The sequence below is a fragment of the Curtobacterium sp. VKM Ac-2865 genome, from assembly GCF_015350905.1.
Lineage (GTDB): Bacteria > Actinomycetota > Actinomycetes > Actinomycetales > Microbacteriaceae > Curtobacterium.
In genome coordinates this window covers 1,004,221-1,017,149 of sequence record NZ_JADKRZ010000001.1, presented here as the reverse complement: position 1 = coordinate 1,017,149, position 12,929 = coordinate 1,004,221, and the positions used below count along the sequence as shown (strand labels likewise).

Genomic DNA, 12,929 nt, shown 5'->3' with positions numbered 1-12,929 from the left:
TTCGTCATGCGACTGCGAGCAGCCGGCAAGACACAGCGTCGTACTGAGAGCGATCGCTCCCGAGAGGAGCAGGGAAGTTTGTCGCTTCACCGACGACCCTCCGATTCGATCTCGAGAGCACCGTTCCGGTCACCCGTTGGACCGAGCTTCTCCGCATCGCCGGCGACGCAGATAGAGTCCAACATGATCGAGGACCCTTTGGCATTCGCTGATGCAGCGACCGTCGGCAAGCGCTCGCCCCGAGCCACTGCCTCGTGGAGTGTCCCGTACTTGCCGTAGTCCGTCTCGCGGAACTCCACCGTGAAGCTTCCTTCGCGCAACGCCTTGCCGACGGCCGCGATGTACGCCTCGGGGTCCGTCGGAGCGCTCCCGTTGACGAACCAGTGGTACTGCACGCCAGCGTGGGCATCACCGTTGAACGGGCAGACAGTCGGCGCAGGTCTGGCCTCGCGTTGTTCGGTGGTCCAGTCGCTGCCAGGGACGTCGAACACATGAAGCAGCGCCGCCTCGCCGTCCTGCTTGCTCTTCTGGATGTCCTTGTCGGAACTTCCCGTGCTCGCGCAGCTGGTCAGCACTGTCGTGACAATGAGGAGAACGGCGATCCGCCATGGCAACAGCCGCCGTCGCGGGACTCGGCTTCTGGGGAACCGCTCGGACGATGGCATGCTCGCGTGCGCTGAGCCGTCAGCGCTGCGTGAAGTCGTCGACGTTGCCCGTGCCGCACAGCGACTGCACTGCGATCGTCATACGGCTCGTCGTGGCGCTGAACTGGATCGCGTCGACGACTTTGTCTTGGGAGCCCACTCGGTGGAGGATCTTTCCGTCCGCGCGCTTGACGCTCTGCGTGTTCGTCGCGAGACCCTTGTCCCGCCAGGCTCCGTCGACGCGCTCCATGGCAGCCTTCGGATCTTCAACCCCGTCAGCAATCTGGTCCCAGGAGAAGGTGACCCCTTCTTCACCCGACGGAGTACTGCACGAGTCAGGAGAAGGCCCGTCGCTGGTGCTCGTCCACCTTCCACCCGCGACTTTCATCGTGTCCTTGACCAGCGACTGCATCTGATCAGACGCGTGGCTCGCTGTCGCAATCTGCCCGGTCGGAGCCCGGGTGCACGAAGTAACAGTGAACATCATTGTCAGGGTGAGCGCCGCCGTCGCAAAACGATGCGCACCAGGGCGTTCTTGACTACTCGTGATCGACACAGCCGAACCTGCATCGTCAGTGCTGAGTGAAGTCGTCGACATCACCAGAGCCGCAGAGCGACTCCACATTGATCGACATGCGGCCCGTCGTGGCGTTGAACTGAATTGAGTCGACTTCGCGACCTGCAGAACCGACTCGATGCAGGGTCAGACCGTCCGCACGCTTGACGCTCTGAGTCCTGGTCGCGAGCCCTTTGTTTCGCCAGGCTCGATCGACGCGCTGCATCGCGGCTTCCGGATCGCTCGGACCGGCGGCGTCTTGATCCCAGGAGAACCAGACGCCCTTGCCGCCGTCAGGCGTGGTGCATGGGTCCGCAGCTGGACCGTTGCTCGCGCTTGTCCACTTTCCGCCAGCGACCTCCATGGTGTCGCGGACGAGGGATTGCATCTGCTCCGAAGCGTGCTTGGCGTCCAAGGTCGATGTCTCCTTCGTCGTAGTGCATGCGCTGGCGGCGAGTGCGACCGTCAGGATGAGCGCGGCCGTCGTGGCGCGGCGGATGTGTGATGTCATCGGGTCGGGAAGTTCCCTGTCGTCGCACGGGCCATGTTGTTGAGAGATTCAGTGTCCATGTCGAAGTAACCGTACGAGTTCGGACGCGATGCGCTGTTCGCGAGCGGGTCATGTGTCGTGACGCCGTGCATGTCGTCGAGTGATGGCACCCCGGCGGTCGGCAGGTACGTCCCGCCGAAGGACGGGCTTGCCGGATCGTGCCGGGTCATGCTGCCCATCTGCCCCAGCCACGACCAGCCGTCGCCTTTCTTTCCGAGGAGACCGTCGTCCCCGATCGAGCGTGGTGCCTGTGCGACGAACACGTGATCGGCGTGGATGTCTGCAGCGGTCGGGATGTCCCGTTCAATACCCGCAGAACCGGCTGACACCCAGTTGTCGACGCCGTAGTCCCGCTCGGCGAGTGTGATCGACGATGTCGTTGTGCCGTAGGAATGCGCGACGACGTTGAGGTGCCCTTTGCCGTCTCCGCGCGTCGCGTTGAACCCAGCGAGGTCATCGCCGAGGCGTTCCGCTCCTGCTCGAGCCATGTCTCCGTGCAGGACTGCTGGCGGCCCACCAGGGGTCTTGTAGTTGAGCCAGGCGACGACTGCGGTGGATTCCTCTGTCCATGCGCGTTGCTGACGGCGGAGGTCGTAGGCCGCACGCTCGACGACCGTCGTGTTCGGAGTGTCCGAGTTCATGCCCGGTACGACGTAGGTGACGTTCTGGGCGGTGTCGAGGTTCCCGATGGCGACCGCGGCGAGTGGCGGGTGATCGGGTTGCAGCGTGATCAGGGATACGCCCTTGAACTTTCGGAGCGAGGTCTTGATGTTCTCGTACGCGACAGCGTCCTGCCCCGTCGCCGTCTTCAGCTGCGACTCGAGCGTTGTGCGGTTCGCCTTGTCGCGAGCCCAGTAGGCGACGCCGTTGAGATTCCCGATCAGCAGCGGGGCACCGTCCACCAAGGCCTGCTGTGCGTCACTGTGCGTCGACGCGCTGCCATTGCCGTCCTGGCCACCGAGGGATTCCCACCAGTCAGCGATGACCTTCGGGTCCCGGATCTGCCCCAGTCGATCGGTCACGGCCTTGTCGAGCCCGATCCGCGGGAGCGCGTCCGCCGGCTGACTCGCGAGCCAGGTGAGGAACGCTGCATCGCTCATGCCGTCGACCGCAGCCGCGGACGGCGGCGGCGTACCGAGTGCCTCGTCGCCCTGGAGCTTCGCGACGACGGCAGCATCGGCGGACTGACGGCGGGCGACGAGGTCATTCCACGACCGGTCGAGGGCCAGCTTCGTCGTCTGGTAGGCGACACCGAGCGCCGACGCCGTGACGACCTCGGTCATCGACTGGTCATCGTCGGCGTTGCTCAGGCGGTCGAGCGCACGAGTGTTCGATGCGATGTCCTGGTCGTTGCGCAGCTGCGCGGCCTTGATCGTTCGCGCGTCGGACTGGATCTGCTCGAGCTTGGCTGCGTAGTCGGACAGCGCGAAGGCGACGGTGTCGATCCGACTCGACACGCGTCTGATCTGGGTCCGCAGCTCCTGCGCCTTGGCGGTGAACGCCGTCCGGGATGCGGCTTCCCAGACGCTGCTCGTGGCAGACGACGCGGCGGTGCTGATCGACTCACCGGCGTTGTCGACGGAGATCGCCCGTTGGTCGAGTACCTGAGCGAGTCGCCGGATCGAGTCCACGTCGCCGGACATCGGGTCGACGCTCATCCGTGTGCCTTCTTGGCGAGTTCGTCGTCTGCCTGGGTGAAGCTCGTCACGGTCGCTCGGACGCCGGATGCGAGACCGGCGGCGGAGGCCGCGACCGACTGCAGCATCGCCGACTGGATCCGGACCGCGTTCTCGAGCGCTGCGGTCACCGCCGGGCTGCCGGTGTCGGCCCCTCCGGCTCGAGCGCTCAGCGTCAAGGCCGACAGGTCGTCCCCACTGCCGCTGACCTTGTCCGCGATCTGCCCGACTGCCCCCTTGTCGAACACGAGTTGCGCCATGTCATCACCCTCCCCCGAGATGGTACGAACGGCAGCATATCAGTAAGGCGTGCGGGCGAGGAGCAGCTCGATGTCGAACACCGGCCGACCCCTTGTCCTCCTGGGGTGCGTCGGACCAAGGGGCTACTTGGGCAGCCCCAGGTGCTCGCACTCCGCCCACGCCTCCGGGCGGCGCTCGGCGATCCACGCGGTGAACTCCCCGTACCCACGGTGGTTCGTGAAGACCATGAACTGCTTCTTCCGCTGCGCGTTCCATGCGGTCAGGCTGATGAAGGTCGGACCACCGTTCGACTGCACTCCGTAGCGGAGCGTGTGGATGTCGTCGACCTCGCGACGGTGGAACCTGCCGAAGCCGGACTTCACGTCGTAGTGCCGGTCGTAGACGTTGATGCGACCGGCCGCGAGCGCCAGTCCGAGCAGCAGCGACCCGGCTCCGAGCCCGAGGAAGATCCCGTAGGCGGGACTGTCGTCACTCGGTGTCGAGACCAGCTGCACGATGATCCCCGGTACTCCGATCAGCAGGCAGAAGGTGCCGAGGACCGTGAAGACGACCCCGGGGAACCGAGGCCGTCGGAGGACGATCATCGGCGCCACCTCCGCCTTGGTCGCGCTTCCGCCCCATGTGTTGATGCTCTCGCTCATCATTCCCCCTCCGACGGCGACTGTACCGTCGGCAGGCGTCGCCGGGACCGGCCGCGTCAGTGCCCTTCGCTACCGTTGAGGGTGACGAGAGGGGCTGACCGCCATGCAGATCACCACCGAGGGCCGGCCGCTCCTCAGCCCGAGCGACCTCACCACGTGGGCGACCTGCGAGTGGGCAGTCCTCCGCCGCCTCGACGCCAAGCTCGGCCGTGCAGAACCCCTGCCGGACGAGCACGACGACATGCTCGACCGCACGGCGAAGCTCGGGGACCAGCACGAGCTCGACTACCTCCAGATCCTGAAGCAGACCCACGACGTCGTCGAGTTCGACCGCCCGGCACCGCCGCAGTACGCCGAGGCCGCCGAACGCGCGCGCGAAGCCATGCACGACGGCGCCGACGTCCTCTTCCAGCCGACCTTCCACGCACCCCCGACCGCCCACACAGCCGGCTTCATCGGCTTCGCGGACTTCATCATCCGCAACGCCGCGGGGGAGTACGAGGTCTACGACACGAAGCTCGCCCGCCACGCCAAGATCAGCGCGCTCCTGCAGCTCGCCGCCTACGCCGAGCAGATGCAGGCACACGGCATCCCGACCGGGCAGCAGGTGCACCTGGTCCTCGGCGACCGGACGACGACCACGCACGACCTGGCCGACATCGCGCCGGTGTACCGCACGCAGCGCGCCGAACTCCAGCGCGTGATCGACGAACGAATCGGCGCCGACGACGCACTGCAGTGGGGCGACCCGAGGTACAGCAGCTGCGGCCGCTGCGGGGCGTGCCGACAGCAGGTCGCGCAGCACCGCGACCTGGTCCTCGTCGCCGGCATGCGCCTCGACCAGCGGACCAAGCTGATCCGGCAGGGGGTGCGGACGATCGACGACCTGGCGGTCCGCACCGCCCCGGTGCCCGGCATGTCGAGCACGACGCGAGATCGCCTGGTCCGTCAGGCGAGCCTCCAGATCGAGACGGAACGAACCGAGACGGAACGAACCGAGACGGCGCAACGCGCCGCGGACGACGGGACGCAAGCAGGCAGGAGGACACCGGCCTTCGAACTCCTGGACCCGACCGCCCTCGACGCCATCCCGGCGCCGGATGCCGGCGACGTCTTCTTCGACTTCGAGGGCGACCCGCTGCACACCGAGGACGGCGTCCACTGGGGTCTCGACTACCTCTTCGGCCTGGTCGACGACCGCGCGGAGTTCACGGCGTTCTGGGCGCACACGATCCGCGACGAACGTCAGGCGCTCGTGGACTTCCTGGCGTACGTGCAGCAGCGCCGCGAGCAGTTCCCCGGCATGCACGTGTACCACTACGCGTCCTACGAGCGGACGCACCTGCTGTCTCTCGCAGCGCGCCACGGCGTCGGCGAAGAAGCGGTGGACGACCTGCTCCGCGCCGGGGTCCTCGTCGACCTGTACCCGATCGTGCGCAAGGCCCTGGTCGTCGGCAGCCGCAGCTACTCGATCAAGAAGCTCGAGCCGCTCTACATGGGCGACGACCTGCGCGAGAGCGACGTCACGAACGCGGTGGACAGCATCACCGCCTACGTCGACGCCGTCGAGGAGCTCCGCACCGGCGACGCGGCCGAGGGGCAGCGGATGCTCGACCAGGTCGCGGACTACAACGCCTACGACTGCCGCTCGACGCTGCGGCTGCGCGACTGGCTGCTGTCCCTGAATCCCGTCACGACGGACGCCCCGCTCGAGCTGGACCTGCCGCCGGTGCCCGTCGAGCGCGAGCCGAACCCCGTGTACGTCGCGCTGGCCGCGCACCTGGAGCACGTGGACGCCCTCGACCGCACCCCGGACGAGACCGCCCTGGCGCTCGCCGCAGCCGCGATCGACTACCACCGGCGCGAGGCCAAGACCTTCTGGCAGGACCACTTCGACCGCCTCCGCAACCCGGTCGACGAGTGGGCCGACACCCGTGACGTCCTGGTCGTCGAGCGTGCGTCCGTCGAGCGCGACTGGGCGACGATGCCGCGGGCCCGGTCGCAGTCACGAGAACTGCGGTTGTCGGGGACACTCGCGCCCGGCAGTCGGCTCCGGCCGGGAGGCTCGCCCCACCTCGTCTACGACACCCCGACTCCGCCATCGGTCGGCTCGCCCGGCCCCGGGTCGAAGGGCGCGTCGGACCGAGCGGTGATCCTCGACGTGCGGGACGACGGCGAGCACACCGAGGTCCTGCTGCTCGAACGGCTGCCGGTCGGCGGGGAGCCCCACCACGAGTACCCGGTCGCCCTCGCGCCGTCGGCCCCGCCGCGCGCCAAGCCCCAGCCCGAGGCCATCGCGGAGTGGGGTGCGCTCGTGCTCGACGAGCTCCCGGAGATGCTGCCGGACCCCGCGCTCGACCTGCTGCGCCGGGTGCCGCCGCGGGGATCGTTGACGCCCGTGGCCGGGGACGACACCATCGGCGCGGTCGTCAGCACCCTGCTCGGGCTCGACCACTCGTACCTGGCGATCCAGGGGCCGCCCGGCACCGGCAAGACGTACGTCGGGTCGAACGTCGTCGCACGACTCGTCCGCGAGCACGGCTGGCGCGTCGGCGTGGTCGGACAGTCCCACGCGACGAGCGAGAACTTCCTCGACGCCGTCATCGCCGCGGGGGTCGTCCCGGAGCGGGTCGTCAAGGTGCCGAAGGCCGGCGCGTCCGAGGACGAGCTGGAGGCCGCGCGGTGGACCCCGGTGAAGAACAACGCGGCGGTGGCTGCGTTCCTGTCGTCGTGCGAGGAGTCGGGCACCGGGGGAGTCGTCGGCGGCACGGCGTGGACGTTCGCGAACGAGACGACGATCGCCCGGCGGTCCCTGGACCTGCTCGTGGTCGACGAGGCCGGCCAGTTCTCGCTGGCACCGACGATCGCGTCCTCGATCGCGGCGACCCGCCTGCTGCTGCTCGGGGACCCGCAGCAGCTGCCCCAGGTGTCGCAGGGCTCGCATCCCGAGCCGGTCGACCAGTCGGCGCTCGGGTGGCTGGCGGACGGCGAACACGTGTTGCCGCCGGAGTTCGGGTACTTCCTCGCGCGGACCCGGCGGATGGAGCCGGCGCTGACGTCGGCGGTTTCGGGGCTGTCCTACGACGGACAGCTCACGTCGATGGTCACAGGCCGGCACCTCGAGGGCATCGAGGCCGGCGTGCACCCGGAGCCGGTCGCGCACGCGGGCAACACGACGTCCTCGGTCGAGGAAGCGGCCCGCGTGGTCGCCCTCGCGCAGGACGTCGTCGGACGCGCGTGGACCGACGGTGACACCGTGCGGACGCTCACGGACGATGACGTCATCGTCGTCGCGCCCTACAACGCGCAGGGGGCGGTCATCCGGCAGGAGCTCGACCGTGCCGGGCTCCGAGGGACGCAGGTCGGGACGGTCGACATGTTCCAGGGCCGCGAGGCCGTCGTGTCGATCGTCTCGCTCGCGGCGTCGTCCGCGGCGGACATCCCTCGCGGGCTCGACTTCCTCCTGATGCCGAACCGGCTGAACGTGGCGCTGTCGCGAGCGAAGTGGGCGGCGTTCCTCGTGTACTCACCCGCGCTGACGACGGCTCTGCCGCCCTCGATCCCGGGCCTGTCCCTGCTCTCCCGTTTCATCGAGCTCGTCGAACCGCGCGGCTGAGGTGCGTCAACCCGACTGGACCGTGCCGACGGCCGAGGAGTAGGTGGCCACGGCACCGAAGCGGGCACCGATGACGGTGACGGACCAGGCGGTGGCGTCGTCGGACACCGAGTAGAGCACGCGGGCGTCGTCCGGGACCGGTGCGAGCCCGGTGCCGTCGACGAGCATGATCCGCTGCGGCACACGCATGCCGACCGCGAGCTCCGGCGGGAACGGTCCCGCTCCGAATCGCTGGCGCATCACGAACGCGAGCGTGCCGGTGCTCTGCGTCACCGCGGCCTGTTCAGCGTCCCGCGTCGGCGGCACGGTGGCGCTCGCAGCGACTGAGGGGTCCTCGGCGGTGCTGGGAGCGGCGGCGGTTCCGGCCGGGCTCGTCGTGGGCGCAGCAACTGGTGCCCGCGGCGCCGGTTGATCGGCTGCCGGAAGGACGGTCGAGGTGTCGCCATCGCGGATCGGCAGTGAGAGCGCTGGCAGCTGTACGCCGAAGTTCGTCAGTACCATGCTCAGCACGGCGTAGACCATGAGTGCCGTACCGACCGATCCGAGGATCGCGCCGCCGCGGCCGAACGCCCGAGCTGTCGCAGAGCCCCACCGCCCTGCACGCATGGCTCGGACGCCCACCACGATCGCGGTGATGCCGATGGTCGAGACGATGAAGCCGGTCGGGATGCCACCTCGTTGCGGTTCGACGAGAGCGATCACGACGCTCCCGCCACCGAGGAGCATCGCCAGTGTGGCAGGTGCCCACGGGCGGGTCCTCCAGCGAGGCGTCACTCCGAGCCATGGCCTCGGGTCGTGCAGGGCGGCGCCCCCGCGGCGAGGTCGGGCCGCGGACACGAACGACTCCGGCGGGGACCAGTCACGCGGTCCCGGTCCACCCAACGGCGTCGTCGTCCCCCGATCGTTCATCTGCGACGGACGGCATCCTCTCGTGCATCGCTGGACGTGAGCGATCCCCAGAACGGGGCGGGAGCACGAGCGGGCCGCACGCGCTGTTGACGCTGGCCCCGCGCTGCCGGGAGTCGGCCGTCCGTGCAGCAGAGTTCCGGACGGGCCGTGACGGATCCGGTTCGGGTACGTCGGAGTTCGTCGACCGGATCCGTCAGCGCCGAGAACGGAATCGGTCGTGCCGTCGCTCGTGCCACAGCTCCTGGACGGTCAGCTCGTGATGGACGTCGTGGCGGTGGTCGCCGCGGTGACCGCGACCACCGAGACGATCACCGCCATCTGGAGTTCGTCGAGCACGGCCTTCACCGCGGGCGACGCCCATGCGCCCGAGGTGACGTCAGCCACGAGGCCGCGGTCGACCTTCCCGACCTGCTTGCGCAGCGACCCGGTGGCGTCGAGCAGCCCGATGACGGCCGCCGTGAAGGGGGTCGGCGCAGACCGGGCGGAGAGCACGTCCGCGATCGCGGCTCGGAGCAGCGACTCCGGCTCGCCGTCCCGCTCAGGGTAGGTGGTCGAGGGGAAGATGCCGAGCGTCTTCCGCTGTCCCTCGGTGAGCAGGCCGTTCGCGACGAGGCCGCCGAGGACGTCGTCGCGCAGTGGACGCCGCCCGAGCTTCGACACCCACCACGTCGCCTTGCGCGGTGCACCAGCGGCTCCGATCAGGTCCACGACACCGTCGAGCACCGGGTCACCGGTGGGCGTGCCGTCGACCACCTGGACGTCCTTGCCGTGGAGCGACACGGCGCCGCGCAGCGCGAGGTCCGCGAGCACCGCGCCCGCCAGGCCGGAGTCGAAGGTCTGGGCGCCGACGACGCGTCTGCCGTCGGGCTCGATGAGGAGCACCGCGAAGGCCTGGGGGACGGTGAGGTGCTGAACCATGGGGAGCCGTCGACCGACGTCAGTGCTCGTCGGCGTCGAGCGGGACGCCGCCGGTCATCCCCGCTCGCAGGCCGGCGACCACGTCGGCCTGCAGGAAGTTCGCCGCCTGCGCGCTGGTCGGGTCGACGACGATGCCGAACCCCTCGGGGAGGGCGGTGACGAGTTCGGCCATCGGCATGGCGCGTGCTTCGGTGTCCGGGAGGCTCGTGGCCAGCTCCGCAGGATCGGTGAAGACCGGCACGAACTCGCGGTCGCGGATCATGACGTGCGCGACGCTGCCGTCCGCGGGCTCACCGGTCGTGTCGGCAGCCTTCCACGGCACCCAGGCGGCGCTGCCGAGGAAGCCCTCGACCGATTCGCCCATGCGGCGGCGCAGGGCACCGGCGGCGTCGGGCTCCGCCTGCTCGGCTCCACGGCCGAAGCCAGACCCGGTCGATCCGTTCGTGCTCACTGCGTTCTCCTCCGTCGACGTGTGAAGCGTCGTGTGACCACCCATGCTCCCATGGCGCGATGTGGTGTCGGAGGCGAGCCGAGCCTCCAGGCCGGTGCCGAGCACCCCGCTCGGCGACCCGGCCCGACCGGTGTCAGTACTTGGCCGACTGTCCGCCGTCGATCGGCACGATCGCCGCGTTGACGTAGGAGGCGTCGTCGGAGAGCAGGAACGCGACGACCGCGGCGATCTCGGGGGCCTCGCCGTAGCGCTTCGTCGGGTTGACCTGGATGAACTCCTCGGCGGCCTTCCGCGGGTTCTCCGGGTCGAGCTGCTTCATGGAGTTCTCGACCATCGGCGTCCAGATGGCGCCGGGGGCGATGGCGTTGATCGAGATGCCGTACTGGCCGTACTCGACGGCGGAGTTGCGGGTGAGGCCGACGACGCCGTGCTTGGCGGCCGCGTAGCCGGACTGGTTGCCGACGCCCCGGATGCCGCCGACGCTCGCGGTGTTGACGACCTCGCCGGAGCCCTGCTCGCGCATCACGGCGAGGACCTTCTCGAGGCCGAGGAACACGCCGCGCAGGTTGATCGAGACGACCTTGTCGAACTCGGCGGCCGTGAACGACTCGGTGAGGTTCTGCTTGCCCTCGATGCCGGCGTTGTTGAAGAAGCCGTCGATGCGCCCGAACCGCTCGACGGTGGCGGCGACGAAGGCGTCGACCTGGGCCTCGTCCGAGACGTCGGCGATGGTGGTGAGCACCTCGGCGTCCGGGGCGACCTCGTGCACGGCGGCGACGGAGGCAGCGAGACCCTGCTCGGAGACGTCGACGAGCGCGAGCGAGGCGCCCTCGGTGGCCAGGCGGACGGCGGTGGCGCGGCCGAGGCCGGAACCGCCGCCGGTGATGAGGACGACGCGGTCGGTGAAGCGGGTGGTGACGGTGCTGGACACGGTCATGGGGGAGGCCTCCTGAGGTCTTCGACGATGAAGGTCGGTGCGTTTGCATCAGCCGGTTATCAGGCTACACCTGTCGTCTAAGTCGCTCCGTCGAGCCCGTTCAGCAGCGCGCGAGGACCCGTTCGATGGCGTCACGCTCGGCGGGCACGACCCACAGTCGGTACGTCGTCTTGATCGCGACCTGGTGCTCGACGTACGTGCAGCGGAACGCCGTGTTCGCGGGCAGCCACGTGGCCGCGTCCCCGGAGCGCTTCTGCGCGTTCGAGTGCTGGTCGACCGCGAAGAGGTTCTCCGGGTCGTTGGCCAGGGCCTGGCGTTCGTCCTGGCTGAGCTGCTGCCCGCCGGTGCGCCAGACGTTCTCGAGTGCGACGACGTGGTCGATCTGCACCGCGGTCGACGTCGTGTCCCCGCGCACGAAGTCGATCGTGGTGCCGCTGTACGGCGACACGAGCTCGCCGGTGAGCACCCGGCACGGACCGCTGCGGACGACGTCGGTGAGGTCGCGGGCGAGGACGTCGTTGCGGGTGTCGCAGCCGTTGTGGTCGACGTCGAGCCAGGCGGAGCCGAAGTCCCCGGTGCGGTCGTAGCCGGTGGCCGGCGCCGGGCCCTTCACCGGGAGCGCGGTGAGCAGGTCGCGAGCGTGGGCCGCGGCAGCCGCCTGCGGGGCTGTGGGCGCTGGGGCTGGGGGTGCCGGGACAGCGGGCGCCGTCGGTGCGGCACTCGCGGAGAGCGCGGGGCTGGTGGTGATCGCGGGGCTGGCCGCGGTCGGGCTGGAGGCTCGGCTCGGCCCCGGCATGGTCGGTTCGGCCGTCAGGGTGGCGTACCCGGCGACGACGATCGCGAGGAGGACGAGCACGGAGGTGATCCCCGTGCGGAGGCGGATGGGGCGGCGTCGGCGGGAGGGCATCGCTGGTGGGACTCCTGGTGGTGCTCGGCGGTTCCCGTCGATCCTGGCGGACGCCTCCGACATCACCGCGTAGACACGGTGACATGACCGACTACGCAGAACCGTCCGTGCCGGTGTCCGGTGGAGCGATGCCGCTCCTCGGCTTCGGCACCTGGCAGATCGACGACTCCGACGCGCCCGCCGCCGTGAGCTCCGCCCTCGAGGCCGGGTACCGCCACATCGACACCGCCACCGGCTACAGCAACCAGCGCGGCGTGGGGAAGGCCATCGCCGACTCCGGGCTCGCCCGCGACGACGTCTTCGTCACGACGAAGCTCCCGCCGGACAACGCCGACCGTGTCCGCGCGACGCTCGCGGAGAGCCTCGAGCAGCTCGGGCTCGACCACCTCGACCTGTGGCTGGTGCACTGGCCGCCGAACGGGGAGGCCCGCCCCGACGTCTGGCAGCAGCTCGTGCAGGCGCAGCAGGACGGCCTGACGAAGGCCATCGGCGTCAGCAACTACTCGCTCGCGCAGATCGATGAGCTCATCGAGGTGACCGGGGTCACGCCGGCCGTGAACCAGATCAAGTGGAGCCCCGTCGAGTTCGACGCTGCCGTCGCGGACGGACTGCGCGAGCGCGGTGTCGTGCTCGAGGGCTACAGCCCCTTCAAGGCGAGCAACCTCGAGGACCCGACGCTGGTGTCCATCGCCGAGGCGCACGACGCCGACGCCGCCCAGGTCATCGTCGCGTGGCACGTCGCCCACGAGTTCGTCGTGATCCCGAAGTCGTCCAACCCGGAGCGCATCCGGTCGAACGCGGCCGGTGCCACGATCAGCCTGTCCGACGACGAGGTCCGCCAGATCGACGCGCTTGGGCACTGA

General features: G+C 69.5%; 14 protein-coding genes. 3 read left to right on the top strand and 11 right to left on the bottom strand.

Annotation, left to right across the window (positions count from 1 at the left end):
- Positions 1-86: 86 nt before the first annotated feature.
- From ITJ54_RS04835 to ITJ54_RS04820, 4 genes are all read right to left on the bottom strand, one after another.
- Positions 87-614, bottom strand: a complete 528-nt coding sequence (locus tag ITJ54_RS04835; protein WP_194626121.1) for a hypothetical protein — start codon at positions 612-614, stop codon at positions 87-89.
- A 70-nt stretch (positions 615-684) separates the two neighbouring features.
- A complete protein-coding gene (locus ITJ54_RS04830) occupies positions 685-1,200 on the bottom strand; it encodes a hypothetical protein (RefSeq protein ID WP_194626120.1) in 516 nt (171 codons plus the stop codon).
- 16 nt (positions 1,201-1,216) lie between these two features.
- Complete coding sequence (locus tag ITJ54_RS04825) at positions 1,217-1,711, bottom strand: hypothetical protein (RefSeq protein WP_228508225.1); 495 nt, start codon at positions 1,709-1,711, stop codon at positions 1,217-1,219.
- Positions 1,708-3,033 carry an alpha/beta hydrolase gene (locus tag ITJ54_RS04820; RefSeq protein WP_194626118.1) on the bottom strand — a complete coding sequence of 442 codons (1,326 nt, stop codon included), beginning with the start codon at positions 3,031-3,033 and terminating at the stop codon, positions 1,708-1,710. Before ITJ54_RS04820 ends, ITJ54_RS04825 begins: the two co-directional genes overlap by 4 nt.
- Positions 3,034-3,187: 154 nt before the next feature.
- Here ITJ54_RS04820 and ITJ54_RS04815 point away from each other — a divergent pair, with 154 nt between their 5' ends.
- Entirely contained in the window at positions 3,188-3,358 is a 171-nt protein-coding gene (locus tag ITJ54_RS04815) for a hypothetical protein (RefSeq protein WP_194626117.1), read from the top strand.
- A gap of 46 nt (positions 3,359-3,404) precedes the next feature.
- Here the strand turns inward: ITJ54_RS04815 and ITJ54_RS04810 are convergent, their stop codons facing one another.
- Together ITJ54_RS04810 and ITJ54_RS04805 are read right to left on the bottom strand one after the other, a co-directional pair.
- On the bottom strand, positions 3,405-3,686 hold the full coding sequence (locus tag ITJ54_RS04810; protein WP_194626116.1) for a hypothetical protein: 282 nt from the start codon (positions 3,684-3,686) through the stop codon (positions 3,405-3,407).
- Positions 3,687-3,809: 123 nt separating this feature from the next.
- On the bottom strand, positions 3,810-4,328 hold the full coding sequence (locus ITJ54_RS04805; protein ID WP_194626115.1) for a hypothetical protein: 519 nt from the start codon (positions 4,326-4,328) through the stop codon (positions 3,810-3,812).
- A gap of 103 nt (positions 4,329-4,431) precedes the next feature.
- On the opposite strand from ITJ54_RS04805, the gene ITJ54_RS04800 reads away from it, so the two are divergent.
- Positions 4,432-7,944, top strand: coding sequence for a TM0106 family RecB-like putative nuclease (locus ITJ54_RS04800; RefSeq protein ID WP_194626114.1), 3,513 nt, complete (start codon positions 4,432-4,434; stop codon positions 7,942-7,944).
- Between the two features lie 6 nt (positions 7,945-7,950).
- Here ITJ54_RS04800 and ITJ54_RS04795 read toward each other — a convergent pair whose 3' ends face one another.
- From ITJ54_RS04795 to ITJ54_RS04775, 5 genes are all read right to left on the bottom strand, one after another.
- Entirely contained in the window at positions 7,951-8,646 is a 696-nt protein-coding gene (locus ITJ54_RS04795; RefSeq protein ID WP_194626113.1) for a hypothetical protein, read from the bottom strand.
- Between the two features lie 456 nt (positions 8,647-9,102).
- On the bottom strand, positions 9,103-9,771 hold the full coding sequence (locus tag ITJ54_RS04790) for a GOLPH3/VPS74 family protein (protein WP_194626112.1): 669 nt from the start codon (positions 9,769-9,771) through the stop codon (positions 9,103-9,105).
- Positions 9,772-9,790: 19 nt separating this feature from the next.
- Positions 9,791-10,222 carry an SseB family protein gene (locus ITJ54_RS04785; RefSeq protein ID WP_194626111.1) on the bottom strand — a complete coding sequence of 144 codons (432 nt, stop codon included), beginning with the start codon at positions 10,220-10,222 and terminating at the stop codon, positions 9,791-9,793.
- A gap of 133 nt (positions 10,223-10,355) precedes the next feature.
- A complete protein-coding gene (locus tag ITJ54_RS04780) occupies positions 10,356-11,159 on the bottom strand; it encodes an SDR family oxidoreductase (protein ID WP_194626110.1) in 804 nt (267 codons plus the stop codon).
- A gap of 100 nt (positions 11,160-11,259) precedes the next feature.
- Positions 11,260-12,066 (bottom strand): HNH endonuclease family protein, encoded by an 807-nt coding sequence (locus ITJ54_RS04775; RefSeq protein WP_194626109.1) that lies wholly within the window; start codon positions 12,064-12,066, stop codon positions 11,260-11,262.
- 83 nt (positions 12,067-12,149) lie between these two features.
- Here ITJ54_RS04775 and ITJ54_RS04770 point away from each other — a divergent pair, with 83 nt between their 5' ends.
- Entirely contained in the window at positions 12,150-12,929 is a 780-nt protein-coding gene (locus ITJ54_RS04770; RefSeq protein ID WP_194626108.1) for an aldo/keto reductase, read from the top strand.